This is a genomic window from Streptomyces diversicolor (assembly GCF_057537855.1).
This window is the reverse complement of the sequence record NZ_BAAJXA010000019.1, coordinates 65354-91610: the sequence shown is the minus strand read 5'-3', so window position 1 is coordinate 91610 and position 26257 is coordinate 65354. Positions and strand designations below refer to the sequence as shown.

General features: G+C 72.4%; 22 protein-coding genes. 11 read left to right on the top strand and 11 right to left on the bottom strand.

Annotated elements, in window-relative coordinates:
- Window positions 1-349 precede the first annotated feature (349 nt).
- Together AC27LF_RS23150 and AC27LF_RS23145 are read right to left on the bottom strand one after the other, a co-directional pair.
- Window positions 350-1630, bottom strand: a complete 1281-nt coding sequence (locus tag AC27LF_RS23150) for an MFS transporter (RefSeq protein ID WP_479658092.1) — start codon at window positions 1628-1630, stop codon at window positions 350-352.
- Between the two features lie 98 nt (window positions 1631-1728).
- Complete coding sequence (locus tag AC27LF_RS23145; RefSeq protein WP_479658093.1) at window positions 1729-2328, bottom strand: hypothetical protein; 600 nt, start codon at window positions 2326-2328, stop codon at window positions 1729-1731.
- Window positions 2329-2433: 105 nt separating this feature from the next.
- On the opposite strand from AC27LF_RS23145, the gene AC27LF_RS23140 reads away from it, so the two are divergent.
- From AC27LF_RS23140 to AC27LF_RS23130, 3 genes are all read left to right on the top strand, one after another.
- Complete coding sequence (locus AC27LF_RS23140; protein WP_479658094.1) at window positions 2434-3507, top strand: sialidase family protein; 1074 nt, start codon at window positions 2434-2436, stop codon at window positions 3505-3507.
- A gap of 38 nt (window positions 3508-3545) precedes the next feature.
- Window positions 3546-4271, top strand: coding sequence for an NADPH-dependent F420 reductase (gene npdG, locus AC27LF_RS23135; protein WP_479658095.1), 726 nt, complete (start codon window positions 3546-3548; stop codon window positions 4269-4271).
- 109 nt (window positions 4272-4380) lie between these two features.
- Window positions 4381-4593 (top strand): hypothetical protein, encoded by a 213-nt coding sequence (locus tag AC27LF_RS23130; RefSeq protein WP_479658096.1) that lies wholly within the window; start codon window positions 4381-4383, stop codon window positions 4591-4593.
- Here AC27LF_RS23130 and AC27LF_RS23125 read toward each other — a convergent pair.
- The gene (locus AC27LF_RS23125) at window positions 4583-5383 is read right to left on the bottom strand and encodes a site-2 protease family protein (RefSeq protein WP_479658097.1); all 801 of its coding nucleotides are present in this window, start codon (window positions 5381-5383) and stop codon (window positions 4583-4585) included. The two genes, AC27LF_RS23130 and AC27LF_RS23125, sit on opposite strands and share 11 nt — an antisense overlap.
- A 50-nt stretch (window positions 5384-5433) precedes the next feature.
- Between AC27LF_RS23125 and AC27LF_RS23120 the strand changes: the two genes are divergently transcribed.
- On the top strand, window positions 5434-5655 hold the full coding sequence (locus AC27LF_RS23120; protein WP_479658098.1) for a hypothetical protein: 222 nt from the start codon (window positions 5434-5436) through the stop codon (window positions 5653-5655).
- Window positions 5656-5690: 35 nt separating this feature from the next.
- Complete coding sequence (locus AC27LF_RS23115) at window positions 5691-9062, top strand: AfsR/SARP family transcriptional regulator (protein ID WP_479658099.1); 3372 nt, start codon at window positions 5691-5693, stop codon at window positions 9060-9062.
- Between the two features lie 26 nt (window positions 9063-9088).
- On the opposite strand, the gene AC27LF_RS23110 is transcribed toward AC27LF_RS23115, so the two are convergent.
- From AC27LF_RS23110 to panB, 3 genes are all read right to left on the bottom strand, one after another.
- Window positions 9089-9898, bottom strand: coding sequence for an ABC transporter permease (locus AC27LF_RS23110; protein ID WP_479658100.1), 810 nt, complete (start codon window positions 9896-9898; stop codon window positions 9089-9091).
- The gene (locus AC27LF_RS23105) at window positions 9895-10920 is read right to left on the bottom strand and encodes an ATP-binding cassette domain-containing protein (protein ID WP_479658101.1); all 1026 of its coding nucleotides are present in this window, start codon (window positions 10918-10920) and stop codon (window positions 9895-9897) included. Before AC27LF_RS23105 ends, AC27LF_RS23110 begins: the two co-directional genes overlap by 4 nt.
- A 285-nt stretch (window positions 10921-11205) precedes the next feature.
- Window positions 11206-12072, bottom strand: coding sequence for a 3-methyl-2-oxobutanoate hydroxymethyltransferase (gene panB, locus AC27LF_RS23100; RefSeq protein WP_479658102.1), 867 nt, complete (start codon window positions 12070-12072; stop codon window positions 11206-11208).
- Window positions 12073-12288: 216 nt separating this feature from the next.
- Between panB and AC27LF_RS23095 the strand changes: the two genes are divergently transcribed.
- The 4 genes from AC27LF_RS23095 (at window position 12289) to AC27LF_RS23080 (ending at window position 17137) form a co-directional block, all read left to right on the top strand.
- Window positions 12289-13878 (top strand): MFS transporter, encoded by a 1590-nt coding sequence (locus AC27LF_RS23095; protein WP_479658103.1) that lies wholly within the window; start codon window positions 12289-12291, stop codon window positions 13876-13878.
- An 89-nt stretch (window positions 13879-13967) separates the two neighbouring features.
- Window positions 13968-14597, top strand: coding sequence for a TetR/AcrR family transcriptional regulator (locus tag AC27LF_RS23090; protein ID WP_479658104.1), 630 nt, complete (start codon window positions 13968-13970; stop codon window positions 14595-14597).
- Between the two features lie 184 nt (window positions 14598-14781).
- Window positions 14782-15828, top strand: a complete 1047-nt coding sequence (locus AC27LF_RS23085; protein ID WP_479658105.1) for an endonuclease/exonuclease/phosphatase family protein — start codon at window positions 14782-14784, stop codon at window positions 15826-15828.
- 88 nt (window positions 15829-15916) lie between these two features.
- The gene (locus tag AC27LF_RS23080; RefSeq protein WP_479658106.1) at window positions 15917-17137 is read left to right on the top strand and encodes an MFS transporter; all 1221 of its coding nucleotides are present in this window, start codon (window positions 15917-15919) and stop codon (window positions 17135-17137) included.
- Window positions 17138-17626: 489 nt separating this feature from the next.
- Here the strand turns inward: AC27LF_RS23080 and AC27LF_RS23075 are convergent, their stop codons facing one another.
- The 4 genes from AC27LF_RS23075 to AC27LF_RS23060 form a co-directional block, all read right to left on the bottom strand.
- Window positions 17627-19375, bottom strand: coding sequence for an NAD+ synthase (locus AC27LF_RS23075; protein ID WP_479658107.1), 1749 nt, complete (start codon window positions 19373-19375; stop codon window positions 17627-17629).
- Window positions 19376-19461: 86 nt separating this feature from the next.
- A complete protein-coding gene (locus AC27LF_RS23070; RefSeq protein WP_479658108.1) occupies window positions 19462-21402 on the bottom strand; it encodes a S53 family peptidase in 1941 nt (646 codons plus the stop codon).
- Between the two features lie 210 nt (window positions 21403-21612).
- Window positions 21613-22239: a DUF305 domain-containing protein gene (locus AC27LF_RS23065; protein ID WP_479658109.1), complete on the bottom strand. Its 627-nt coding sequence runs from the start codon at window positions 22237-22239 to the stop codon at window positions 21613-21615.
- A gap of 10 nt (window positions 22240-22249) precedes the next feature.
- Entirely contained in the window at window positions 22250-22924 is a 675-nt protein-coding gene (locus tag AC27LF_RS23060) for a thioredoxin-like domain-containing protein (protein ID WP_479658110.1), read from the bottom strand.
- A gap of 404 nt (window positions 22925-23328) precedes the next feature.
- On the opposite strand from AC27LF_RS23060, the gene glnA reads away from it, so the two are divergent.
- Window positions 23329-24690, top strand: a complete 1362-nt coding sequence (glnA, locus tag AC27LF_RS23055) for a type I glutamate--ammonia ligase (RefSeq protein ID WP_388715054.1) — start codon at window positions 23329-23331, stop codon at window positions 24688-24690.
- A 254-nt stretch (window positions 24691-24944) separates the two neighbouring features.
- On the top strand, window positions 24945-25487 hold the full coding sequence (locus tag AC27LF_RS23050) for a hypothetical protein (RefSeq protein ID WP_479658111.1): 543 nt from the start codon (window positions 24945-24947) through the stop codon (window positions 25485-25487).
- A 154-nt stretch (window positions 25488-25641) separates the two neighbouring features.
- On the opposite strand, the gene AC27LF_RS23045 is transcribed toward AC27LF_RS23050, so the two are convergent.
- Window positions 25642-26247, bottom strand: a complete 606-nt coding sequence (locus tag AC27LF_RS23045) for a GNAT family N-acetyltransferase (RefSeq protein ID WP_479658112.1) — start codon at window positions 26245-26247, stop codon at window positions 25642-25644.
- Between the last annotated feature and the right edge of the window lie 10 nt (window positions 26248-26257).

Here is a 26257-nt window from a genome sequence, read left to right as displayed (position 1 = left end):
GAGGAGGTGCCTCGGTGTGTCGTGTGGCGGCTGCGGGGCCGTTGTGGCTTGTCGCGCAGTTCCCCGCGCCCCTTTGGGGTGTTGGCCATGGCGGGGTTTGGTTGTACCGGGGCTTGGGTGCCTTTGGGGGTGCCTCCGTGTGCCGTGTGGCGGGTGCGGGGCCGTTGTGGCTTGTCGCGCAGTTCCCCGCGCCCCTTTGGGGGCGTTGGCCCCGGCGGGGTTTGGTTGTACCGGGGCTTGGGCGCCTTTGGGGGTGCCTCGGTGTGTCGTGTGGCGGGTGCGGGGGCGTTGTGGCTTGTCGCGCAGTTCCCCGCGCCCCTTTGGGGTGTTGGCCCCGGCGGGGTTTGGTTCAGCTCGGGGCGGTTGCGGTTGTGGTTGCGCGCTGGGTGCGCATGCGGACCGCGTGTTCGTTGGTTCGGGCGTCGTATGTCATCAGCTTCGGCAGGCACAGCGCGAGCAGCCCCACCGCGCCCGCGCACAGCAGCCCGCCGGACCAGACGGAGGCCCGCACCCCCAGCCACGTGGCGAAGCCGCCCGCCCTGACCTGGCCGAGCTGCGGCCCCACCGCGTACGACAGCAGCTCGATCCCGGCGAGCCGCCCGCGCAGCTCGTCCGGGATCGTCTGGTTCCACATGGCGGCCCGGAAGATCCCGCTGACCATGTCGAAGCCACCGCCGAGGGTCAGGAACAGCAGCACGAGCCACACGTTGCCGCAGATACCGGCGGCGGCCACGGACAGCCCCCACAGCAGGGCCGCGCCCGCCACCAGCAGCCCGTGCCGGTGGATCCGCGAGGTCCAGCCGCTGGTCAGGCTCACCAGCAGGGCACCGGCCGGCAGCGCCGCGTACATCAGCCCCAGTGACCACTCGGCGTCCAGTTCGTCCGCGAGGAACGGCAGCACGGCCAGCGGCATGGCGAGGAACATCGCCGCGAGGTCGACGGCGTACGTGCCGAGGAGTTCCTTGCGGTTCCAGGCGTAGCGCGCGCCTTCGAGGATCGCCGCCAGGGAGGGCCGTACCGCCTCGTGGGCGGCGGGGGAGGGGGCGATGCGCACCACGAACACCACCGAGACCACAAAGGTCAGCACGTCGACGGCGTACGCCCAGCCGAGGCCGGCGTAGGCCACGACGACGCCCGCGAGCGCCGGTCCTGCGACCCCGCCCACCGTCCAGCGCAGCGAGTTGAGCGCCGCCGCGGCGGGCAGCTGCTCGTGCGCCACGATCCGCGGCAACAGCGAGTCCAGCGCGGGCCGCTGGACCGCGCCGACGCCCGAGGTGAGGGCGGCCACCACGTACAGCGGCCACACCGGGGGGCTCGGCAGCAGCGCGTTGAGCAGCAGCACCGCGCTCAGCAGGCCCTGCGCGCCCTCCGTCCACAGGATCAGCTTCCGCTTGTCCAGCGCGTCCGCGAGCGCCCCGCCGTACAGCCCGAACACCACCAGCGGCACCAGCTCCGCGGCGCCGATCGCGCCCACCGCCGCGGCGGAGCCGGTCAGCTCCTTCACCTGCACCGGCAGCGCGACGAAGGTGAGGAAGCTGCCGAAGTTGCTGATCAGCCCCGACATCCACAGCCTGCGGAAGTCGACGGAGGTCCGCCAGGGAGCAAGATCGGGAAGAAGGCCACGCGTCACGAGGGGCCATGCTCGAACCCCCGCCCCCACCGGGGCAACCGCTTTTCCTCCCAGTCCGAGCGCCCCGGAGGCCGGTCATGGTGGAGGCGGGTGGGTGGTCACCAGGGGGCCGGGGGTGGGGCTGTCAGGGTTTCTGTGAGTCTTGTCAGGCGGTCGCGGAGGGTGCGGCGGCCCCGTGGGGAGGGGACCGCGTTCTCGCCGGCCGCCGCGCTCACCAGGTGCTGCACCGTGTCCAGGTCCAGCTCGCCGTCCTCGGGCACCGTCAGCGTCTCGTGCGCCATCGCGGCCAGCTCGCCCGCGCCCGAGCCCAGGGCCAGCACCGTCACCCCGGCCCGCCGCGCGTCGTGCACCCGCTCCAGCAGCGGCGCGGGCTCAGCGGGCGCCACGACGAGCAGCGTCTCGCCTCGCCGCGCCGCCGCGATCCGCCCAGGGCCGACGGCCAGCTGCGCGGGATCCGTGGGCCGTGCGTCATGCCGTACGAGCGTCGGGGCCAGCTCCGGCGTGCCCGACCAGGCGGCCTCGTCCACCAGATGCGCCGCCAGATGCCACGGCTCGTACTCCGGCGTGCCCACCAGCAGCAGTCCGCCGCCGTGCGCCACCACCGAGCCGCGCAGCGCCCCCGCGAACCGCCGCGTGGCCCCCAGCCACTCGGTCCCTGCGAGCACTTCGCGCAACAGCGCCACCCGTACGGCATCCATGTCACCGCATCCTGCCGCAACCGGTCACTCGTGACGTGGAGTTCACCCCGAATTCGCCCGACCCGGGGAGGGTGCCCAGCCCCGAGACCGATGAGGAGCCGGCCCATGACCGACGTCAGTGTCCCCTTCCGCGCGGGCCACGAGGGCTACGCCAGCTACCGGATCCCGGCCCTGGTCGGCACCGGCCCCGGCACCGTGCTGGCCTTCTGCGAGGGCCGCCGCGACTCCGCGCACGACCACGGCCGCATCGACATCGTGCTGAAACGCTCCACGGACGGCGGCCGCACCTGGGGCCCGCTCCAGGTCGCCGCGCCGGGCGGCGGCGACCTGGCCGGCAACCCCGCCCCCGTCGTCCTCGGCACCGGCCGGATCCTGCTCGTGCACGTCCGTGCCGCCGCCCACGCCACCGAGGACGCCGTGCGGCGCGGCGAGGTCACGGCCGCCGACGGCCGCCGGGTCTGGCTGCGGCACAGCGACGACGACGGCGCGACCTGGTCCGGGCCCACGGAGATCACCGCGTCGGTGAAGCTGCCCGGCTGGCGCTGGTACGCCACCACACCCGGCCACGCCCTCCGGCTGAGCACCGGCCGGATCGTCGTACCCGCCAACCACTCCCTGCCGCCCGCGGGCGGCGACACCGGCACGGAGCCCCACTACTACGGCGGCCACTGCCTGCTCAGCGACGACGACGGCGCGAGCTGGTACCTCGGCTACGTCGACGACGACACCGCCGGCTACATCAACGCCAACGAGACCAGCGCCGCCGAACTCCCCGACGGACGCATCTACTTCAACACCCGCACCGCCTCCCGCTCGCCCGGCACCCGCGCCGACGCCCACTCCGCCGACGGCGGCCGCACGCTGATCAAACCGTTCCGCCCGCAGGCGGGCCTGACCGGACCCGTCTGCCAGGCCGCCGTCCTCCAACTGCGCGACCCCGACCTGCTGCTCTGCTCCGGCCCCGCCGCCCCCGGCGCCCGCGCCCTGATGACCCTGCGCGTCTCGACCGACGGCGGCACCACCTGGCGCCCGGCGCACACCGTCGACGGCCTGCCCGCCGCCTACTCCGACCTGGCCCGGATCGACACCGCGACCGTCGGACTCCTCTACGAGACCGGCGACCGCGGCGCCTACGAGACGATCACTTTCCGGCGGGTTCCCGTCACGGCGCTCACCTGACCGGGTGGGCGGACGGCCGCGGACGTAGAGTCGGCCGCATGACCTCTACCGACAGTGCACAGCAGCCCACCGGAACCCCCGCAGGCAAGCCCGCCAAGGACCCCTGGGACCTGCCCGACGTCTCCGGTCTCGTCGTCGGCGTGCTCGGCGGCACCGGACCGCAGGGCAAGGGCCTCGCCTACCGGCTCGCCCGGGCCGGCCAGAAGGTGATCATCGGTTCCCGGGCCGCCGAACGCGCCCGGGCCGCCGCCGACGAACTCGGGCACGGCGTCGAGGGCTTCGACAACGCCGAGGCCGCCCGCCGCAGCGATGTGGTGATCGTCGCCGTGCCCTGGGACGGCCACGGCAAGACGCTGGAGTCACTGCGCGCGGAACTGGCCGGCAAGCTGGTCGTGGACTGCGTCAACCCGCTCGGCTTCGACAAGCAGGGCGCCTACGCCATCAGGCCCGAGGAGGGCAGCGCCGCCGAGCAGGCCGCCGCCCTGCTGCCGGACTCCCGGGTCGCCGCCGCCTTCCACCATCTGTCCGCCGTGCTGCTCCAGGATCCGGAGATCGCCGAGATCGACACCGATGTGATGGTCCTCGGCGAGGAGCGGGCCGACGTGGAGATCGTGCAGGCGCTGGCCGGGCGGATCCCGGGCATGCGCGGCATCTTCGCGGGCCGGCTGCGCAACGCCCACCAGGTGGAGTCCCTGGTCGCGAACCTGATCTCCGTCAACCGCCGGTACAAGGCGCACGCGGGGCTGCGGGTCACCGACGTGTGAGACGTGCCGGCCCATGGGGGACACTGGTGGCGTCCGACAGATCCACCGGGTCCGGCGGTCCGAAAGGTCCGGCCCGGTCCAGCAGTGTCCCCCGACAGGAGCCGATCCGATGCCCGCCCCGCTCCCGCCCGGCCCGACCCGGCGCCTGGCCCTCTACACCCTCGTCGTCTGCGTCCTCGCCGTGGCCGCGGCCGTCGTCTCGTTCGTCCAGGGCAGCTGGCTGGGCATCGTCTGGGTGCTGCTGGCCGGGCTGTCCAGCAACATGTGCTGGTACTACATGAAGCGGGGCAGGGCCGGCCGCCGGCCGCCCGTCACGGGCTGACGGCGCAATACGGGTTGCCGTCCCGCCAGAAGCGGTACAGCTCGTGGCCGCAGTACTGATCGACGGCGTCGATCCCGAGGCCGCGCAGGATCGCGTCGACCAGGTCGAAGAACGCGCCGTTGAGCGACGGGATCCACAGCAGCGCGAACACGAACAGCAGCCCGAACGGCGCGAACGGCTCCACCTGGCGCTTGACGCCGTACGACAGCCACGGCTCGATCACGCCGTAGCCGTCCAGTCCGGGCACCGGCAGGAAGTTCAGGATCGCGGCCGTGACCTGGAGCAGCGCCAGGAAGGCCAGCGCGTACCGGAAGTCCCGGGGCACCCCGTCCAGGGCGTCCAGCCAGAACGGCGCCGTGCACACCACCGCGAACAGCACGTTCGTCAGCGGGCCCGCCGCCGAGACCAGGCTGTGCCGCCAGCGGCCCCGGATCCGGCCGCGTTCGATGAACACGGCACCGCCCGGCAGCCCGATCCCGCCCATGATCAGGAAGACCACCGGCAGCACGATGCTCAGCAGCGCATGCGTGTACTTCAGCGGGTTCAGCGTCAGATAGCCCTTGGCGCCCACCGTGATGTCGCCGCTGCGCAGCGCGGTGCGCGCGTGCGCGTACTCGTGCAGGCACAGGGAGACGATCCAGGCCGCCGTCACGAACAGGAACACGGCGACGCCCGGCCGGTGGGCGAACCCGGTCCAGGTGGCCCAGCCGGTGACCGCGGTGACGGCCAGCAGCCCGAGGAAGACCGGACTGATCCTCCGGTCGCTGCGGCGGGTGGTGGCGGTGGTCATACGGCGGGCTCCTGCCAGACGGGTCGGACGAACCGGGGTCGACCGTACCGGTGACGGAGGGAGAACGTCCTGCGCCCCGGCACGGGTTCCTGGCAGTCGTTGCGCTCGCGGCCTCGCGGCCTCGCGGCCTCGCGGCCTCGCGGTCGCTGCTGACGCAGCCGGCGGACGGCGTCCACCAGTGCTCGCAGTTCGGACCGTTCGGCAAGGAGACCGAGATCCCCGTGGCGGACCGCACGCTCGTCCTGGACTCCTCGCAGTTCCTGCGGGTTTGAAACCCGAAGGCGGGGGATCGGCGTCTGCGGGGACAATGGACCCCGTGCGCTATCGCATTCTCGGCACCACTCAGGCGCTCCGCGCCGACGGCGCCCCCGTCCCGGTCGGCGGGGCGCGGCTGCGTGCCCTGCTGACGGTGCTGGCGCTGCGGCCGGGCCGCACCGTGCCGGTGGGCCTGCTGGTCGACGAGGTGTGGGGCGCTCAGCCGCCCGCCGACGCCACCGCGGCGTTGCAGGCGCTGGTGGGCCGGCTGCGGCGGGCACTGGGCGCCGAGGCCATCGCCTCCGGCGAGGGCGGCTACCGGCTGGCCGCCACGGCCGACGACATCGACCTGTACCGCTTCGAACGGCTGACCGGCGACGGCCTGCGCGCCCTCGCCGACGGCGACCCGCACAAGGCGGCCGGAGTCCTCGACGACGCCCTCGCCCTGTGGCAGGGGCCGCCTCTCGCCGACCTGCCCGACCGCACCGCCGACGCGGCCCGGCTTGACGCCCGGCGCCTGGACGCGCTGCGCGCCCGGCACACCGCGGCCCTCGCACTCGGCCACGCCGAACAGGCGCTGCCCGAGCTGACCGCGCTGTGCGACGGCCACCCCCTGGACGAGCCCCTACAGGCGCTGCGGCTGCGCGCGCTGCGCGACGCGGGCCGCGGCGCCGAGGCACTGGCCGCCTACGAGGACGTACGACGGCTGCTCGCGGACCGCCTCGGCTCGGACCCCGGACCCGAACTGCGCGCCCTGCACGCCGAACTGCTGCGCCCCCCGGAACACACCGGCCGCACGACCGGACCCGCCCCGCAGGGCACCGCGGGCGACGGGGCCGCGCCCGGCGCACGGCACCCGGACGGCGCCGGGCCACGGGCCGCGGCGCCCGACGGGGGCGGCGGCCCGCCGGTCCCCGGGAACCTGCCCGCCCGGCTCACCTCCTTCGTCGGGCGGGAGGGCGACATCGAGGCGATCCGCGGCGACCTCGCGACGGCCCGGCTCGTGACCCTGCTCGGGCCCGGCGGGGCCGGCAAGACCCGGCTGTCGCTTGAGGCCGCCGAGAGCATGCGGCACACCGCCCCGGACGGGGTGTGGCTGGCCGAACTGGCGCCCGTCGACGACCCGGCCGCCGTACCGGAGGCCGTGCTCACCGCGATCGGCGCCCGCGAGACCGTGCTGCACGGCGCCGGCGCCGAGGGCATGCGGGCCGTCGGCGACCGCCATGACGACCCGGCCGGCCGGCTGGTCGAACACTGCGGCAGGCGCCGCATGCTGATCGTCCTCGACAACTGCGAGCACGTCGTGGACGCGGCGGCCCGGCTGGCGGCCCGGCTCCTGGAGCGCTGCCCCCAGCTGACCGTGCTGGCCACCAGCCGCGAACCCCTCGGCGTGCCGGGCGAGTTGGTGCGCCCCGTGCAGCCGCTGTCCGAGCCGGCCGCGCTGCGGCTGCTCGCCGACCGGGGCGCCGCGGCCCGGCCCGGCTTCCGCGTCGAGGCCGACGAGGAGACCGCGGCGGCCTGCGCCGAGATATGCCGGCGCCTGGACGGGCTGCCCCTCGCCATCGAACTGGCCGCCGCCCGGCTGCGTCTGATGACACCGCGGCAGATCGCGGACCGGCTGGACGACCGCTTCCGGCTGCTGACCTCCGGCAGCCGCACCGTGCGGCCCCGCCAGCAGACCCTGCGGGCCGTGGTCGACTGGTCCTGGGACCTGCTGGACGAGGACGAACGGGACGTGCTGCGCCGTCTTTCGGTGTTCGCGGGCGGCTGCGACCTCGCCGCCGCCGAGGCCGTCTGCGGCCCCACCGCCCTCGACGCGCTCGGCTCGCTGGTCGACAAGTCCCTGGTGGTGGCGGCCCCGGCACCCGACGGCGCGATGCGCTACCGGCTCCTGGAGACCGTCGCCGACTACGCCGGCGAACGCCTGGAGCAGGCCGGACAGCGTGCCCGTGCCGAACGCGACCATCTGACGTACTACCGCGAACTCGCCCGCACCACCGATCCGTTGCTGCGCGGCCCGGGCCAGCGCGCGGCCATCGAACGGCTGGAGCTGGAGTACGAGAACCTGCGCACGGCCCTGCGCCACGCGGTCGCCGCCCGCGACGAGCAGGAGGGCCTGAGCCTGGTCCTGTCCCTGCTCTGGTACTGGCAGATGCGCGACCTGCGCGGCGAGACCCGGCACTGGTGCAGCGAGGTCATGGCCCTCGGCCCCGACCCGTTCGCCGAACCCGTCCGCCCGGCCCAGCCGGTGTGGCAGCGCTGCACCGACACCCCGCCCCCGCTGACCGGAGAACTGCTCGCCGAGGCCCGGCGCGGTGTCCATCTCGCCCATCTGGCCTGCCTGGACAGCGAGATGGACGCCCTGCAGTCCCCCGAGGCCCTGGCGAAGCTGCGCGTCATCACCCGCACCTACACGCCCGGCCTGCCGCAGACCTGCCAGGCCCCCGGGATGATCTGGTTCTACGCCGTGGTCCTGACCGGCGACATCGAGCGGCTGTACACGATCCTGGACGCCTGTGTGCGCACCTGCCGGGAGACCCCGGGCTACGACTGGAACCTCGCCGGCACCCTCCAGCTGCGCGCCGGCATGCTCGCCAACCGCACCGCCTGGGCGGGCGACGCGGTGCGTGACGCCGACGAGGCCCTGGAGATCTACCGGCGGCTCGGAGACGCCTGGGGCGCCGCGGAGGCGCTGTCCGCGCGCGGCGAGGCCCATGAGCGCAAGGGCGATTTCGGCGCCGCCGCGGCCGACTTCGAGGCGGCCATCGAGCATGCCGAACTGCTCGGTGCCCGCGCCCAGAGGGCGATCCTCACCGCCCGGCTCGGCGGCGTGCTCCTCGAAGCGGGCGAGACGGAACGCGGCGAGCGGCTGCTGCGCGAGGTGCTGGCCCGCAAGGACGGCGGCGGCGACGAGGCGATGCCCGCCGCCCGGCTCTTCCTCGCCGGCTGGTTCGCCGCGGACGGCCGGGCCACCGAGGCGCGCGAACAACTCCGGCTGGTGCGCGAGGGGTTCAAGGTCGCGCACTTCCTCGTCTTCGACACTCTGCTGCTGGGCCAGGAAGCCTGGGTGGACGCCGCCGACGGCCGGCACGAGGAGGCCCTGGGCAAGATCCGTGCGTCGCTCGGGCAGTGCACCGATCCGCTGGCCCAGGCGGTCATCCCGCAACTGCCGTCCATCAATCTGAGCGTCGCCGCGGTGTCCCTGGCCCGCATCGACGGCGGCAGCCGTGCCGCGGACGCCGCCCGCTGCCTGGGCGCCGCCGACGCGCTGCTGCCGGCCGGTCACTTCCCGGCCGGCATGGAGCGCGCGGTGCGCGGGCGGGCCCTGGACGGCATCCGTGCGGTGCTGGACGAGGCGGCCTACGAGGCCGCGTACCGGCAGGGCGGTGGCCTCTCCCTCGCGGAGGCCATCGCCCTGATCTGACCCGCGCCCCACCGGAGCCCGCAACGTCAGCTCTTCGTACGGAACTTGTGGATCGCGACCGGTGCCATCACCGCCGTGATGGCCGCCGACCAGGCCAGCGTGATCCACAGATCGTGGGCGACGGGGCCGCCCACCATCAGTCCGCGGGCCGCGTCCGCCAGCGTGGACAGCGGGTTGTAGTCGGTGAAGGACTGGAGCCAGCCCGGCATCGACTGGGTCGGCGCGAAGATGGACGAGCCGAACTGCAACGGGAACAGCACCAGGAAGCCCATCGCCTGCACGGACTGCGCGTTCTTCAGGACCACGCCCAGGGTGAGGAACACCCACATGATCGACGAGGCGAACGCCGCGGACAGCCCCACGGCCGCGAACAGCCCGGCCCAGTGCTCGATGTGAAAACCGACCAGGACGGCCACGACCATCAGCACGGCGGTCGCGAACAGCATCCGCGCCAGCTCCACCGAGATCTTCGCGAACAGCACCGAGCCGCGCCCGATGGGCAGCGACCGGAAGCGGTCCATGACACCGGAGTTGAAGTCCTGGCTGAAGCCGGTGCCGACGCCCTGGGACAGCGTCATGCTCATCATCGCGATCATGCCGGGGATCACATACTGCACGTATCCGTCCTGGCCGCCGCCGAGGGCCTGCCCGATCGAGCCGCCGAAGACGTACACGAACAGCAGCGTGAAGACGATCGGCATCAGCAGGGCGTCGAACATCGACTCCGGGTCCTGCCGGATCCACAGCAGATTGCGGCGGATCAGGGCGCCGGTGTGCCGCAGATGGCCGCGCAGCGGGATACGGGCGTCGGAAGCGGTGGCGGTGGCGGTGGTCATACGGCGACCTCCTGGCGGGTGTCGGCGGGCGCGGGGTCCTGCGGGGCACTGGCACGGTGGCCGGTCAGCGACAGGAACACCTCGTCCAGGCTGGGCAGTTCGGTGGTGATCGAGGAGACGGTGATGCCGCGCGCGGCGACCGCGCCGACCACCGCGGTCAGCTGCTCGTCGCTGAGGATCGGCACCAGCAGGCTGCCGGCCTCGCTGTCCACGGTCGTCGCGGCGAGCCCGGTGATGCCCAGTTCGTCCAGCATCCCGGCGAGCGGGCGCAGCTCCAGCGGGTCGGCGGGCCGGATCCGCAGCGTGCGGCCGCCGACTTTCGCCTTCAGCTCCTCGATGCCGCCGTTCGCGATGACCCTCCCGCGGTCCACGACGGTCAGCTCGGAGGCGAGCTGTTCGGCCTCCTCCATGTACTGGGTGGTCAGCAGGACGGTGACCCCGTCCCCGACCATGGCCTTGACCTCGTCCCACACCTCGTTGCGGGTCCGCGGGTCGAGACCGGTCGTCGGCTCGTCCAGGTACAGCACCTCGGGCCGGCCGATCATGGAGGCGGCCAGGTCGAGCCGGCGCCGCATGCCGCCCGAGTAGGTGGCCGCGGGCCGCTTGGCGGCATCCGTCAGCGAGAACCGCTCCAGCAGTTCGTCGGCGCGGGCGCGGGCCTCCTTGCGGGGCAGGTCGAGCAGCCGCCCGATCATGTACAGGTTCTCCCAGCCGGGCAGCTTCTCGTCCACGGAGGCGTACTGCCCGGTCAGGCCGATCACCCGGCGCAACTGGCGGGGCTGGCGTACGACGTCGTAGCCGGCGACGGTCGCCTGGCCGGCGTCCGGTGCCAGCAGGGTGGACAGGATGCGTACGAGGGTGGTCTTGCCGGCCCCGTTCGGACCGAGCACCCCCATCACGGTGCCCTCGCGCACGTCCAGGTCCACGCCGTCCAGCGCCTTGGTCTCGCCGTAGTGCTTGACCAGCCCCCGCACGGTCACGGCGTCCCCACGCCCGCTGGGCTTGTTGTCGGTTCGTGTCATGCCGAAGACACTGCCATCGCCCACCGACAATCCACCTACAGCCCACCGACAGCCCCGCGCACGGCCTCTGACGAAACCGCAACCACCGACCCGCCCTCCGATCGCGGAACCACTCATTGAGCGACCCCGACGGCGAGCCACCACATCCGCGAGAGCGGCGCCGGTTCAGGCGCAAAGAAAAGAAGGGGGACGGCCCGCCGACGGGGGAAGATCGGCGGGCCGTCCTGGGTGTTTCCGAAATGGTCTGAGGTCAGCGCCCCGAAGGGGGCCGAAGCGGACCCACGCCTAATGAACCGAGTGCTCCTCCTGAGGGAATGCGCCGCCGATGACATCCTCGGCGAAAGCCTTCGCCGCGTCACCCATCACCGCACGCAGATCCGCGTACTGTTTCACGAACTTCGGGACCCGCCCACCGGTCAGCCCGAGCATGTCGGTCCACACCAGCACCTGCGCGTCCGTCTCGGGCCCCGCGCCGATGCCGACGGTCGGGATGTGCAGCACCCGGGTCACCTCGGCCGCCAGCTCGGCCGGCACCAGCTCCAGCACCACCGCGAACGCGCCCGCGTCCTGCACCGCCTTCGCGTCGCGCAGCAACTGCTGGGCCGCCTCCTCACCGCGCCCCTGCACCCGGTAGCCCATGGAGTGCACGGACTGCGGGGTCAGACCGATGTGCGCCATGACCGGGATGCCGGACTCCACCAGCAGCCGGATCTGTTCGTGCGAGCGTTCGCCGCCCTCCAGCTTGACGGCGCCGACACCGGCCTCCTTGACCAGCCGGGTCGCCGAGCGCAGCGCCTGCACCGGGCCCTCCTGGTAGGAGCCGAAGGGCAGGTCGCCCACGATCAGGGCGCGCCGGGTGCCGCGTACGACCGCGGCCGACAGCATGGTCATCTCGTCGAGGGTGACGGGCACGGTCGTCTCGTACCCGAGGTGGCAGTTGCCCGCCGAGTCGCCGACCAGCATCACCGGGATGCCGGCCTCGTCGAAGACGGACGCCGTCATGGCGTCGTAGGCCGTGAGCATGGGCCACTTCTCGCCCCGCTCCTTGGCGAGGGCGATGTCGCGGACGGTGATGCGGCGCGTGCCCTTGCCCCCGTACAGCGCCTTGCTGCCGTCGGAGGGCTTGGTCTGGGCAGCCGAAAGCTGCGTCATTGCAACGGCTCCTTCAGGTCATCTCGAAGCGCCCTGACGGCGTCTCCGGATCCCCTCCATGGTGGCACCTCGTGCCAGGGACGGCCAGGGGACCTCCGTGTGATCCGCTCGGCATCGGGGTGCCCGGCGTCCGGCGACCGGCTCCACGGGTAAGGTCTGGGCAAAGAAATAAGATACGAGACGGTTCCGTATCGGAATGGTCCTAGGCTCGTTGCCATGACAACTCCCGCTGCAGCCGCCTCCCGGATACCCGAAGAGGTGCACCGGCGCCGTTGGGCCATCCTCGGCGTCCTCATGCTGAGCCTGCTGATCGTGGTGCTGGACAACTCGATCCTGAACGTCGCGGTCAAGACGATCTCCATGCCCGCGCCCACCGGGCTCGGCGCCACCCAGAGCGAGATCGAGTGGGCCATCAACTCCTACACCCTCGTCTTCGCCGGCCTGCTGTTCACCGCGGGCCTCGTCGGTGACCGGCTCGGCCGCAAGAAGGTCCTGCTCGGCGGGCTCGTCGTGTTCGGCATCGGCTCGGCCCTGGCCGCCGAGTCCGGCTCCCCGGGCCAACTCATCGCCTACCGCGCCCTGATGGCGCTCGGCGCCGCCTTCGTCATGCCCGCCACCCTGGCCGTGCTCATGAACGTCTTCGAGCGCGAGGAACAGCCCAAGGCCATCGGCATCTGGGCGGGCGGCGTCGGACTCGCCATCGCCATCGGCCCGATCACCGGCGGCGCGCTCCTCGACCACTTCTGGTGGGGCTCCGTCTTCCTCGTCAACGTGCCGATCGTGATCCTCGCGGTGGCCCTGATGATCTGGCTCGTGCCCGACTCGCGCGACCCCAGGCCCGGCCGCGTCGACCCCGTCGGCGTCGTCCTCTCCGTCGTCGGCCTGGTCCTGCTCGTCTACGGCATCATCAAGGGCGGCGAACTCGCCGACTTCACCGACCCGACCGTGCTCGCCACCATCGCCGCCGGACTCGTCGTGCTCGTCGCCTTCGTGCTCTTCGAGAAGCGCAGCGACCACCCGTCCCTCGACGTCACCTACTTCAAGAACAAGGTCTTCTCGGCCGCCATGAGCGCCATCGCGCTGGTCTTCTTCGCGCTGATGGGCGTGACGTTCTTCGGCGTCTTCTACACCCAGAGCGTGCGCGGCTACTCGCCGCTGGAGTCCGGCGTGCTCATGCTGCCGCTGGCCGCCGCGCAGATGATCTTCGCGCCGCGCGCCCGGCTGGTCGTCGACCGGTTCGGCAACCGGGCCACCACCACGGCCGGACTGCTCCTGATCGCCCCGACCCTGGCGGTCTTCGCCACCTTCGAGGCGGACACCCCCATCTGGCTGCTGGAACTGGTCTTCTTCCTGATGGGCACCGGCATGGCGCACATCATGACGCCGACCTCCGTGGTCATCATGCAGGCCCTGCCGCGCGAGAAGGCCGGCTCCGCGTCCGCGCTGAGCAACACCTTCCGCCAGGTCGGCGGCGCCCTCGGCATCGCCGTACTCGGCTCGGTCCTGTCCGCCGCGTACCGCAACGGCATCGAGGGCAAGCTCGGCGCGGTGCCGGCCGGACTGCGGGACACCGCGGCCGAGTCCATCGAGGCCACCCTCGGCGTCGCCGCCAAGCTCGGCCCGCAGGGCAAGGCACTGGTCGACCCGGCCAACGACGCGTTCCTGCACGCCATGCACGTGACCGCGCTGTGCGGGACCGGTGTCGCGCTGCTCGGCGCGCTGGTGGTGGCGCTGTTCCTGCCGGGCCGGCCGCCGGCCGCCCAGGAGGGCGAGCGGGAAGCGGAACTGGTCGCCGCCGCGGACTGAGCGGTCCGCGCACGCGTCCGGAGAGCCAGTACGGGGGAAGGAGGCCCCTGCGGGACAATTCCCGCAGCACAGCGAAGGGACGGAGTGACGTGAGCCTTGCCGACAGTCGCCCGCAGCCGTACGGTCCCGCCCGGGGCCGCCCGCGCAGCGAAGCCGTGGAACGCGCCATCCTGGAAGGCGTGATGAAGCTCCTGGAGGACGGCGTGCCCCTGGCCGAGCTGTCCATCGAGCGGATCGCCCGCACGGCCGGCGTCGGCAAGGCCACCATCTACCGCCGCTGGAGCGGCAAGGAGGAACTGTTCGTCGACGTGATGCGCGCCGCCGAGCCCCCCGACCCCGAACTCCCCGGCACCTCCATGCGCGACGACCTGGTCGTGCTGCTCGAAGCGCTGCGGCTGCGCGGCCTGGCCAGCCGCACCTCGGCCATCCTGCACAACGTGCACGCGCAGATGAAGAGCAGCCCCAAGATCTGGGCCGCCTACCACACCAGCGTGATAGCGCCCCGGCGCAGGCAGGGCCTGGAGATCCTGCGCCGCGGGCAGCGCAACGGCGAACTCCGGCCGGACGTCGACCTCGAACTGGCCAACGACATGTTCGTCGGCCCGATGCTCGTACGCTCCGTGATGCGCGCCGACATGGAACTCCCCGACGGTCTCTCGGAACAGATCGTCGACACCGCGCTGGCCGGCCTACGACCCGTCAGCACGCCCGGCGCATAGCCCGAATGTGCGCGTTTCGTCACAGTCCACCCCCACCTCCTCCGTGTCAGGAACTCCGGGCGCCCGCCTGTTCGTCCTCGACTTCCGTACGGCCGTCATGGGACGGCGGGCAGGGAGCCGATCATCCCCTAGGGTCGTGACCCAGGGGGACGACGGTGTGCACGGCAGGTTGTGAGGCGACGGTATGACGCAGCAGGCGTACATCACGGAGACGGACGACGGCGGCACGGGACCCGAGCCGCGGGGCTCCCGGCTCCGGCGCCTGGCGCTCCGCCTGCGCGACGTCTGGCGCGACCCGGGCATCTGGCGCCGCGGCCTCGTGCTCGCCGCGCTCGCCCTGCTCCTCGCCCTGGTGATGCTGCTGCACTCGCACATCCCCAACACCGTGGGCAACCTCGGCAGCCTCACCGAGACCTTCCTGCCCTGGCTGGGCCTGCTCATCCCGGTCCTGCTGGTCCTCGGCGTCGTCCGCCGGTCCGCGACCGCGCTGATCCTGGTGATCCTGCCGTCCGTGGTGTGGCTGAACGTCTTCGGCGGACTGCTCACCGACCGCACGGCCGACGGGGGCGACCTGGTGGTCGCGACGCACAACGTCAACGCCGACAACCCGGACCCGTCCGGCACCGCCCGCGAGGTGGCCGCATCCGGCGCGGACGTGCTGGCGCTTGAGGAACTGAAGGCGTCGGCCGTCCCGGTGTACGAGAAGGCGCTGGCGTCGACGTACAAGCACCACGCGGTCGTCGGCACCGTCGGGCTGTGGAGCAAGTACCCGATGACCGCGGTCCGGTCCGTCGACATCCGGCTGGGCTGGCAGCGCGCCATGCGCGCCACGGTCGCCGCGCCCGACGGCCGGGTCGCGGTGTACGTCGCCCATCTGCCCTCGGTACGGGTGAAGGTGGCGTCCGGATTCACCGCCCGTCAGCGCGACAAGAGCGCCGACGCGCTGGGCGAGGCGATCGCCGACGAGACGCTGCAACGGGTCGTGCTGCTCGGCGACCTGAACGGCACGATGAACGACCGCTCGCTCAACGCCGTCACCTCCCAGCTGCGCTCCACCCAGGGCGCGGCGGGCCGCGGGTTCGGGTTCAGCTGGCCGGCGTCGTTCCCGATGGCCCGGATCGACCAGATCATGGTGAAGGGGGTCGAGCCGGAGAGTTCGTGGACGCTGCCGAGGACGGGCAGCGACCACCTTCCGGTGGCGGCCCGTGTGAAGGTGGACACGTCTACGTAACCCGCAGGAATACTGAGCCTGAGACGCTTTGTTCCGAAGCTGAACATAAGCTGCTCCGTCCCCTTCCCCGAAAGGCACAGGCTCCTTCATGCCCCTGGCCCTGCTCGCCCTCGCCGTGGGCGCCTTCGGCATCGGCACCACCGAGTTCGTGATGATGGGCCTGCTGCCCGACGTCGCGGACGACCTGCACGTCTCCCTGCCGACCGCCGGGCATCTGGTCTCCGCCTACGCGCTGGGCGTCGTCATCGGCGCGCCGCTGCTCGCCGCGGTCACCTCCCGGATGTCCCGCCGCACCGTCCTCATCGGCCTCATGGCCCTGTTCGTGGTGGGCAACGCGCTGTCCGCCCTCGCCCCCGGCCACGAGTCCCTGCTGGCCGCCCGGTTCCTCAGCGGCCTGCCGCACGGCGCGTTCTTCGGCGTCGGCGCCGTCGTCGCGACGACCATGGCCGCCCCCGAGCGCCGGGCCCGCTCGGTCTCCCTGATGTTCCTCGGCCTGACCGTCGCCAACGTCGCGGGCGTCCCCGCGGCGACCCTGGCCGGCCAGCACTTCGGCTGGCGGGCCACCTTCCTCGGAGTGAGCGTCATCGGCCTTGCGGCGATCGCCTCCCTCGCCCTGCTGATCCCGCACGACCACACCCACGGCCCCGCCACCGGGCTGCGCGGCGAACTGGCCGCCCTGCGCTCGGTGCCGGTGTGGCTGGCCCTCGGTACGACCGTGGCGGGCTTCGGCGCGCTGTTCGCCGCCTACAGCTACGTCACGCCGATGCTCACGGACTCCGCCGGGTTCGCCGAGTCCGGGGTGACGCTGCTGCTCGCGCTGTTCGGCGTGGGCGCGACGGCGGGCAACCTGCTCGGCGGCCGGCTGGCCGACCACGCCATGCGCGGCACCCTGTTCGGCGGACTCGCCTCGCTGGCGCTGGTCCTGGCCCTGTTCCCGGTGCTGATGCGGGCCGAATGGAGCGCGGCGCTCGCGGTGACGCTGCTCGGCACGGCCGCGTTCGTCACGGGCTCGCCGTTGCAGCTCATGGTCATGGAGAAGGCCGCGTCGGCGCCCTCCCTGGCGTCCTCCGCCAACCAGGCCGCCTTCAACCTGGCGAACGCCGGGGGAGCGTGGGTCGGTGGCCTCGCCCTGGCCGCGGGGTTCGGCGTGACGTCCCCTGCGGTGGGCGGGGCGGCGCTTGCGGTGCTGGGGCTTGGGGTGGCGGGGGTGGCCTATGCGGTGGACCGTCGTGCCCTTGGCCTGCCGGCGGCTCGGCAGCGGCTGGTTGTGGCGCATGTGCCTGAGCGGCAGGAGACGGTGCGGTCCTGATTCGGCCGCGGGGTTTCTCTTCTGGCGCGGGGGGCTGCAGCGGGGGTGTTGTGGCTCGGCGCGGACGGTGAGTGCGGGTGCGTTGTGGCTGGTCGCGCAGTTCCCCGCGCCCCTTTGGGGGCTGCCCGTTGTGGGTTGGCTGCGGGTGTGTTGTGGCTGGGCGCGCAGTTCCCCGCGCCCCTTTCGGGGCTGCCCGTTGTGGGTTGGCTGCGGGTGCGTTGTGGCTGGTCGCGCAGTTCCCCGCGCCCCTTCGGGGGCTGCCCGTTGTGGGTTGGGTGCGGGTGTGTTGTGGTTGAGCGCGCAGTTCCCCGCGCCCCTTTGGGGGCTGCCCGTTGTGGGTTGGGTGCGGGTTTGTTGTGGCTGGGCGCGCAGTTCCTCGCGGCCCTTTCGGGACGCCGGGGAACTGCACACCTGGCCACAACGACGCCGTACCCGAAGGACGGGCCGAAACTCCGGCTCAGCCCTTCCCGCTGCTTGGCCGGCGCGGCGCTACTCTCGCCAGGCGTTGGTGATGGGGAGGCGGCGGTCCTTGCCGAAGCCCTTGGGGGAGATCTTTGTGCCCGGGGGGTACTGGCGGCGCTTGTACTCCGCCGTGTCCACCATCCGCAGCGTCCTGGTGACCAGGGCCGGGTCGAAGCCGGCGGCGACGATCGTGTCCGCGCCCTTGTCGTGGTCGACGTACAGGTCGAGGATCGCGTCCAGGACCGGGTAGTCCGGCAGCGAGTCGGTGTCGACCTGGCCGGGGCGCAGCTCGGCGCTCGGCGGCTTGGTGAGGGAGTTCTCCGGGATCGGCGGGGTCTGGCCGCGCTCGGCCGCCGCCCGGTTGCGCCACTCGGCCAGCCGGAAGACCGACGTCTTGTACACGTCCTTGATGGGCCCGTACGCGCCCACCGAGTCGCCGTACAGCGTCGAATAGCCCACCGCCAGCTCCGACTTGTTGCCGGGGGCGAGGACGATGTGGCCCTCCTGGTTGGAGATCGCCATCAGCAGCGTGCCGCGCAGCCGCGACTGGAGGTTCTCCTCGGCCAGCCCGGTCAGCTCCGTCGACGCCATGTACGCGTCGAACATGGGGGCGATCGGGACGGTCCGGAAGGTGAGGCCGGTGCGCCGGGCCAGCTCGGCCGCGTCGTCCTTGGAGTGCTCCGAGGAGTACTTCGACGGCATGGACACGCCGTACACATGCTCCGCGCCCACCGCGTCGCAGGCGATCGCCGCGACCAGCGCCGAGTCGATGCCGCCGGACAGCCCGATCAGCACGGACCGGAAGCCGTTCTTGCGCACATAGGCGCGCAGGCCGGTCACCAGCGCCGAGTAGACCTCCTCGTCGTCGTCCAGCCGGTCCGCGTAGCCGCCGGTCCACTCCGGCGGGTAGGCGGGCAGCGGGTCCTCGGAGAGGATCACCCGGTCGATGCGCAGCCCGTCGTCCACCACTCCGGTGGGCGGCTGCGCCGAGGCCGCGGGCAGGTCCAGGTCCAGCACCACACAGTCCTCGGCGAACTGCGGCGCCCGCGCGATCACCTCGCCGTCGGCGTCGACGACGATCGAGTCGCCGTCGAAGACCAGCTCGTCCTGGCCGCCCATCATGGCGAGGTAGGCGGTCGTGCAGCCCGCCTCCTGGGCGCGCTTGCGGACCAGTTCGAGCCGGGTGTCGTCCTTGTTGCGCTCGTACGGGGAGGCGTTGACGGACAGCAGCAGGCCTGCGCCCGCCGAGCGCGCTGCGGGCACCCGGCCGCCGTCCTGCCACAGGTCCTCGCAGATGGCCAGGGCGACGTCGACGCCGTGCACCCGCACCACCGGCATGGTGTCGCCGGGCACGAAGTAGCGGAACTCGTCGAAGACGCCGTAGTTCGGCAGGTGGTGCTTGGCGAAGGCCAGGGCGACCGTGCCGCGGTGCAGCACCGCCGCCGCGTTCTGCGGGGCGCCGGCCGGCTGGCCGTACCGGGGCTGGGCGGTCTCGCTGCGGTCCAGATAGCCGACGACCACCGGCAGCTCCCCGAAGCCCTCCTCCGCGAGCCGGGCGGCGAGCGAGCGCAGCGCGGCGCGGGACGCCTCCACGAAGGACGATCTGAGGGCCAGGTCCTCGACGGGGTACCCGGTCAGCGCCATCTCCGGGAACGCGACGAGATGCGCTCCCCGCTCGGCGGAGTGCCGGGTCCAGCGGAGGATCGTCTCGGTGTTTCCGGCGAGGTCGCCGACGCGCGAGTCGATCTGGTTGAGGGCGAGACGAAGTTGAGGCACGCGCCCAGTGTAATCGTCACTGCGACGCGATAGGGGTGGCGCGGAGTGTGGTGCACCCCACGCCACCCCCGTCCGGCGCCGCGGGATCAGCGACGGCGGTACGACTGGACGTAGCCGCCGGCGGGCGTGCCCACGCCGGTCACGTCGTCGTAGCCCTTCACGGCCTTGAGCGAGCTGTCCTTGCCGAGGCTGCGGACCGAGGTGAGCAGGCCGTCGGCGGCGTCGTAGCCGTTGGCGAAGTCGACGCGGGCGACCGCGAGGCCGGAGCCCGTCGGGTCGTCCGTGACGTCGTGGTACGCCTTGGAGCCGTACTTGGCGTAGATCACCGGGTTGGCGAAGCCGATCGCCTTGCCGCCGCGCGCCTCCTGGGCCAGCGCCTGCACGGCCGCGATCACCGGCGCGGCCAGCGAGGTGCCGCCGATGCGGTACTCGCTGTAGCGCGCGGACCCGTCAGGGAAGGTCTGGGTCTGCCCGACGAGGAAGCCGGTGTTCGGGTCGGCGACGGCCGCGATGTCGGGGACGACCCGGTTGCCGGCCGCGCTGTTCGCCCTGGCGAGCGAGCGCGGGACGACACCCCGCTGGTAGAACGGCTCGGGCACGGTCCGGCTGGTGCCGCCGCCCGCGCCGGAGGTGAACGCGCCGGGGAAGTCGGTCCAGCTGCCGCCGTCCGCGGACAGGTTCGCCTTCTCGGTGCCCCAGCCGGTCTCCCACAGGTACGTCTCGCCCTTGCCGACGGCCAGCGAGGTGCCGCCGACCGCGGTCACCCAGGCCGAGTTGGCGGGGGTGTCGACCTGCTTGGTGCCGGTGTTCGCGACCTCGTCGCCGTTGTCGCCGGAGGAGAAGTAGAAGCCGATGCCCTGGACCGCGCCGAGCTGGAAGACCTGGTCGTAGGCGGCCTGGACGTCCGGTGTCTCGTTGGCCTCGATGTCGCCCCAGGAGTTGGAGACGATGTCGGCCAGATGGCTGTCGACGATCTTGCCGAGCGAGTCGAGCAGATCGTCGTCGTAGCAGGACGAGGCGCCCACGTAGGTGACGGAGGCGTCCGGCGCGAGGGCGTGCACGGCCTCCACGTCCAGGGTCTCCTCGCCGTACCACCCGGCCGCCCCGCACTCCTCGGTCTTCGTGTAGTTCTTGGGCAGCACCTGGCGCAGCCCGCCGGACTTCCAGGCCGGGTCGCCGTTCTTGCGCGCGTAGGCGGCGGCGTCCGAGGCGATGGTCGGCGAGGCGTAGGCGTCGGTGATGGCGACGCGGACGCCCTTGCCGGTGTACCGGCCGGCGCCGTAGGCGGCCCGCAGCTGCTTGCCGGTGTAGCCCTTGACGGCGTACGGGATCTTCTGGCCGTACGCGCTCGGCAGGGTCGTCGCGGTGTTCGAGCCGTAGTACGAGGAGAACGGCCCGGCGTTCTTGAACACGGCGTCCGGCGGCGGCAGTTGGTCCTGGTGGTGGGCCTTGTGCGGCGCGTTGTCCAGGCCCGTGACGGTCAGCACGGCGCCGCCAAGGCCCCGCGGCACGGAGGCGGTGCGGGCGGGCGCCCGGTAGGTCTTCGAGCCCTTGGCGAAGTCGTGCAGCCGGGTGCCGAAGGCCCGCTCGGCCGCCGCCGCGTCACCGGAGACGGCGACATAGCGCCGGGTGACCCCGGTGACCTTCAGACCGGCCGAGGACAGCCAGGACGTCACGGCCCGCACCTGGGCCCTGGTCGCGCCGAAGCGCGCCTGGGCCTGCGCGGCGCTCAGATATCTGCCGTACAGCGGCGAGGACGGGTCGGAGACCGCCCTCGCGTACGCGGCGAGGCCGGACGCGTCCCGGCCGGCCAGATACACCCGGGCCGTGACCCGGGCGCCGTCCGGGGTGGCGCCCCGGTCCGCCTCGGCGGTGGCCCACGCGGGTCTGGTGCCCGCGAGTGTGTCCCGGCCCGGGCCGTCCGCGGCGTGCGCCGCGGGTATGCCGAGCGCCAGTGCGCCGGCGAGCATCGGCAGTGTCGCCGCCATGCTCACACCGGCGCGCGCCGTGGCGCGGTTGGATCTCATAGAACCCCCTGCGATGCGGTTCGCATGCACGTAGTGGTCGCGGTCGTCGCCGATCCGCACCGGGGCCCGCGGCGGTCAGGGCCCGCGAGTGGATCACACGATGGGGGTCACTCTTACGGATGAACCGTTCATGCCAGGGGAACGCGGGGGTCAAGAGAAGCTCAAGGAACCGTCACCTGGGGCGAATTGGGGTGTTTGCCCGCCCGGAGGTCAGGAACGGGGCGCCGCTCCCCGCTTCTTGAGCATGTCGGCCATCAGCGCGATCTCGGACTGCTGCGCCTCGACCATGCCCTGCGCGAGCCGCTTCTCCACCCCGACCGTGCACCGGGCGACGCACCCCTCGGCCATGTGCACACCGCCCTGGTGATGGTCCGTCATCAGCTGGAGGTAGAAGACCTCCGCACGCTCGCCCGACAGCGTGCCCAGCTTCTTCAGCTCGGCGTTGGTCGCCATGCCCGGCATCAGCGCGCCGTCCTTGCCCGCGGGCATGCCGCCCATGCCCATCCAGGTCATCGGCGGCTCCGCCGACACCTTCGGCAGCCCCCACAGGTCCAGCCAGCCGAGCAGCATGCCCCGCTGGTTGGCCTGCGTCTGCGCGATGTCGTAGGCGAGCCGCCTGACCTCCGCGTCGTCCGTGCGGTCGCGCACGATGTACGACATCTCGACGGCCTGCTGATGGTGGACCGCCATGTCCCGGGCGAACCCGGCGTCCGCCGACTCGGCGCCCGGCGCCGCCGCGCCCGAGCCCCCGTCCTCGGCGACCGCGTAGGTGATCGCGCCGGCCGCGACCAGCGCGGCGGCCGCGGCCCCGGCGACCCAGCCGATGTGCCGCTTCACCGCACCGCCCTCACTTCGTCGTCCCGCCGGTGCACGAGGCACCCGGTTCGGGCGTCTGCTTGCCCTGCACATACGTCGAGAAGAACGTGTTCACCGCCGGGTCGTCCGCGCTCTTCACGGTCACCTGGTGGCCCCAGGCCGACAGCATCAGCGGGGCCGCCTGGTCCTCGTACGGGCTCATCAGCGAGTACGGGGTCTGCTTCACCTTGGCCGCGAGCGCGTCCACGTCCGTCTTCTTCGCCGCCGCGGTGTACGTCACCCAGACCGCGCCGTGCTCCAGCGAGTGCACCGCGTTCTCGTTCTTCACCGGCGCGGTGTAGACGTCGCCGTTGCAGTTCAGCCACACCGGGTTGTGGTCGCCGCCGACCGGCGGCCGCATCGGGTACGTCACGCTCGTCTGGACGTGGTTGCGCGCCAGGTCGCCCTTCCAGGTGCGCACGCCGTCGTCGCCGGTCACGAAGTGCCCCGAGTCGCCGGCGCCCTTGGAGTCGTCCGCCGCGCTGTCCGTGGAGTCGGACCGCGTGTTCACGAGGACGACACCGCCGACGACCAGACCGGCGACGACCACCACGCTCGCGGCGATGGTGAGCAGCCGGTTGCGGCGCTCGCGGGCCCGCTCGGCCCGCTGCATCTCCGCTATGCGGGCCTTGCGGGCCGCGCTGCTGTTGTTCTTCGCGGAAGCCATGAGGCGTGTCCTTCTGGGGGAAAGGGGCGGAGGCGTGGTGCGGGGGTGCGGTGCGGGGTGGCGCTCGCTGATCGTAATGGGCGGGGGGCCGCGTTTCGTAGGGAGGGCGCAGGAATCGGGGTGACGGGAGTGAAGTGAAGCGCGGGGATGTGCCGCCTCGGCGACGCGCATCAAAACGGGCGGGAACGATCGGGATCGGCCATTACGGATGGTGGTCCGGGCAGGCAAGATGGGCGGCAGAGCAGTACACCTGCCGGACCCTGCGCGTTCCGTGCGAGGTCGGCCGGGCGATCAAGGTCCGCAACGCGCATGAAATGGTGTTGTGGTGGGATGCTCAGGTGCCCGACCGCCTCCGGTGGCACCGGGGAAAGGCGGCCTGACCAGCAAGGATGGGGAAGCGGAAGATGGACAAGCAGCAGGAGTTCGTGCTCCGGACCTTGGAGGAGCGCGACATCCGGTTCGTACGCCTGTGGTTCACGGACGTGCTGGGCTTCCTCAAGTCCGTCGCCGTGGCCCCCGCCGAGCTGGAACAGGCATTCGACGAGGGCATCGGCTTCGACGGCTCCGCCATCGAGGGCTTCGCCCGGGTCTACGAGTCCGACATGATCGCCAAGCCCGACCCGGCCACCTTCCAGGTCCTGCCCTGGCGCGCCGAGACCCCCGGCACGGCCCGCATGTTCTGCGACATCCTCATGCCGGACGGCTCCCCGTCCTTCGCCGACCCCCGCTATGTGCTCAAGCGCGCCCTGGCCCGCACCTCCGACCTGGGCTTCACCTTCTACACCCACCCGGAGATCGAGTTCTTCCTGCTGAAGGACCGCCCGCTCGACGGCTCCCGCCCCACCCCCGCCGACAACTCCGGCTACTTCGACCACACCCCGACCAACATCGGCATGGATTTCCGCCGCCAGGCGATCACCATGCTGGAGTCGATGGGCATCTCCGTCGAGTTCTCCCACCACGAGGGCGCCCCCGGCCAGCAGGAGATCGACCTGCGCTACGCCGACGCGCTCTCCACGGCCGACAACGTCATGACGTTCCGGCTGGTCATGAAGCAGGTCGCGCTGGAACAGGGGGTGCAGGCGACCTTCATGCCGAAGCCGTTCAGCGAGCACCCCGGCTCCGGCATGCACACCCACCTCTCGCTCTTCGAGGGCGACCGGAACGCGTTCTACGAGTCCGGCGCCGAGTACCAGCTCTCCAAGGTCGGCCGCTCCTTCATCGCCGGACTGCTCCGGCACGCGGCGGAGATCTCGGCCGTCACCAACCAGTGGGTCAACTCCTACAAGCGCATCTGGGGCGGCTCCGAGCGCACGGCGGGCGCCGGCGGCGAGGCGCCCTCGTACATCTGCTGGGGCCACAACAACCGCTCCGCCCTGGTCCGGGTGCCGATGTACAAGCCGGGCAAGACGGGCTCCGCGCGCGTGGAGGTCCGCTCCCTCGACTCGGGCGCGAACCCCTACCTGGCCTACGCCGTGCTGCTGGCCGCCGGCCTCAAGGGCATCGAGGAGGGCTACGAGCTGCCGCCCGGCGCCGAGGACGACGTCTGGGCCCTGTCCGACGCGGAGCGGCGCGCCATGGGCATCGAGCCGCTGCCGCAGAACCTCGGCGAGGCCCTGACCCTGATGGAGCGCAGCGACCTGGTCGCCGAAACCCTCGGCGAACATGTCTTCGACTTCTTCCTGCGCAACAAGCGTGCCGAGTGGCACGAGTACCGCTCGGAGGTCACGGCGTTCGAACTCCGCAAGAACCTGCCGGTGCTGTAGCAGCAGGTCAGAGCGGGTTTCCCGCCGATTCGGCGGGTGGGGCCGACGGCCACGAACCGCCGGCCCCACGGCAGCTGCGGGGGCGGGCGGCGCAGAAGGCGGCCCAGCCGGCCGCGCCCTCCGCAGCCGACACACGTCCCCGCACGGCGCCGCCGACGCCCGTCACCCGTTCGGCGGGCCCGGCTCGCCGGTGCGGGCGAACGGGGTGTCTCATGGTGGGTGAACCACAACCGCATGCGTGTGCGAGGTGGCCGATGGACGACATACGCACCGAACGACGGGCGGCCGGCAGGCCGCGGCTGGTCGAGCGGTGGCGCGAGGCCGCGGAACGCAATCTCACGCCGACCAAACGGTCGCTCATCGTCACGTGGGCGTCCTTCGGTACGACATGGGGCACGGTACGGCTGATCACGCACGGCATCCGGGGCGGCTGGCTGCCCTGGGGCAACATCTCCGCGGGCGGCGAGCACCTGCACCACTACAACCTCGGCATCGCCACGCTGGCCGGCATCGGGCTGATCGCGGTACGCGGTGACGAACGGGCCGTCGGCCACCCCGCGGTCGCCGCCGCCTACGGCGCCGGCACCGCCCTGATCACCGATGAGTTCGCCTTGCTGCTCGACCTTCAGGACGTCTACTGGGCCAAGCAAGGGCGCCTCAGCGTCGACGTCTCCCTCGGCGTCCTCGCCGCGCTCGGCACCTACCTCACCGCCAAACCGTTCTGGGACGAGATCGCCAAGGTGACACGCCACCACATCGCCTCCGCCGCGAAGCGCACCCTGCCGTCCCCCGGGTAGGGCCGTGCCGGCAGGCCCCGGAACGGGAGGCCCCGGGCTGTTGGGCACCAGGCCACGGTCGCGTCGCCCCGCACCCAGACACAAGACCCATGGTGCGGGGCGCGGCACCTTCCCTTCGGGGCGACCTGCCTTTGCGGTGCCTTGGGGGGTTTCCTTACCGGCGTGGGGCCGGGTTGCGCCACATGGGCAGCATCTCGGGGCCGCCGTCGGGCAACTGGATCCCGGGCCCCATCAGTTCGAAGCCGTGTCGCCCGTAGAGCCGCGCGCTGCGCCGGCTGCTGGCTTCGAGGTAGGCGCCCAGCCCTTCCGCGTCGCATACGTTCACAACGTGGCGGAGCAGTGCGCTGCCGACGCCGTGCGAGCGGTGTGCGGGGCGGACGCCGATGTAGCCGAGGTACCAGTGCGGCCGGTCGACGGGGTGCCGGTGGGCCGTGGCGTGGTCGTAGGTGACGGCTCGTGCCGCGTGCGGACCACAGGCCGCGCGCAGAGCGGCTTCGTGCGCGGCATCGGCCTCCAGCCGCTGCCACTGATCCGAGGGGAGCCAGACGGCCGCGCCTACGTGGTCGAGGTCGGCGAGCAGTTGCCCGTGCTTGGCGGCGGCGGTGGCCTGATGGGTGAAGTAGCGGACGCTGTAGTCGAGATGAGTGCCCGGGTCGGGGAAGATCCACTGCAGCAGCGGGTCGTCTGCGAAGCCCTCGGCGAGGGTCCGCGCGGCGCTGCTGATATCGGCTGTTCCGACGTCCTGCGTGTGCTGGGTCATGGCTGTGGTC

What these genes read in the sequence shown, in the direction of transcription:
- AC27LF_RS23145 (WP_479658093.1), bottom strand. Translation starts at nt 2,328, where the DNA reads ATGGATGCCGTACGGGTGGCGCTGTTGCGCGAAGTGCTCGCAGGGACC.
- AC27LF_RS23140 (WP_479658094.1), top strand. Translation starts at nt 2,434, where the DNA reads ATGACCGACGTCAGTGTCCCCTTCCGCGCGGGCCACGAGGGCTACGCC.
- npdG (WP_479658095.1), top strand. Translation starts at nt 3,546, where the DNA reads ATGACCTCTACCGACAGTGCACAGCAGCCCACCGGAACCCCCGCAGGC.
- AC27LF_RS23130 (WP_479658096.1), top strand. Translation starts at nt 4,381, where the DNA reads ATGCCCGCCCCGCTCCCGCCCGGCCCGACCCGGCGCCTGGCCCTCTAC.
- AC27LF_RS23125 (WP_479658097.1), bottom strand. Translation starts at nt 5,383, where the DNA reads ATGACCACCGCCACCACCCGCCGCAGCGACCGGAGGATCAGTCCGGTC.
- AC27LF_RS23115 (WP_479658099.1), top strand. Translation starts at nt 5,691, where the DNA reads ATGGACCCCGTGCGCTATCGCATTCTCGGCACCACTCAGGCGCTCCGC.
- AC27LF_RS23110 (WP_479658100.1), bottom strand. Translation starts at nt 9,898, where the DNA reads ATGACCACCGCCACCGCCACCGCTTCCGACGCCCGTATCCCGCTGCGC.
- AC27LF_RS23105 (WP_479658101.1), bottom strand. Translation starts at nt 10,920, where the DNA reads ATGACACGAACCGACAACAAGCCCAGCGGGCGTGGGGACGCCGTGACC.
- panB (WP_479658102.1), bottom strand. Translation starts at nt 12,072, where the DNA reads ATGACGCAGCTTTCGGCTGCCCAGACCAAGCCCTCCGACGGCAGCAAG.
- AC27LF_RS23095 (WP_479658103.1), top strand. Translation starts at nt 12,289, where the DNA reads ATGACAACTCCCGCTGCAGCCGCCTCCCGGATACCCGAAGAGGTGCAC.
- AC27LF_RS23085 (WP_479658105.1), top strand. Translation starts at nt 14,782, where the DNA reads ATGACGCAGCAGGCGTACATCACGGAGACGGACGACGGCGGCACGGGA.
- AC27LF_RS23080 (WP_479658106.1), top strand. Translation starts at nt 15,917, where the DNA reads ATGCCCCTGGCCCTGCTCGCCCTCGCCGTGGGCGCCTTCGGCATCGGC.
- AC27LF_RS23070 (WP_479658108.1), bottom strand. Translation starts at nt 21,402, where the DNA reads ATGAGATCCAACCGCGCCACGGCGCGCGCCGGTGTGAGCATGGCGGCG.
- AC27LF_RS23060 (WP_479658110.1), bottom strand. Translation starts at nt 22,924, where the DNA reads ATGGCTTCCGCGAAGAACAACAGCAGCGCGGCCCGCAAGGCCCGCATA.
- glnA (WP_388715054.1), top strand. Translation starts at nt 23,329, where the DNA reads ATGGACAAGCAGCAGGAGTTCGTGCTCCGGACCTTGGAGGAGCGCGAC.
- AC27LF_RS23050 (WP_479658111.1), top strand. Translation starts at nt 24,945, where the DNA reads ATGGACGACATACGCACCGAACGACGGGCGGCCGGCAGGCCGCGGCTG.
- AC27LF_RS23045 (WP_479658112.1), bottom strand. Translation starts at nt 26,247, where the DNA reads ATGACCCAGCACACGCAGGACGTCGGAACAGCCGATATCAGCAGCGCC.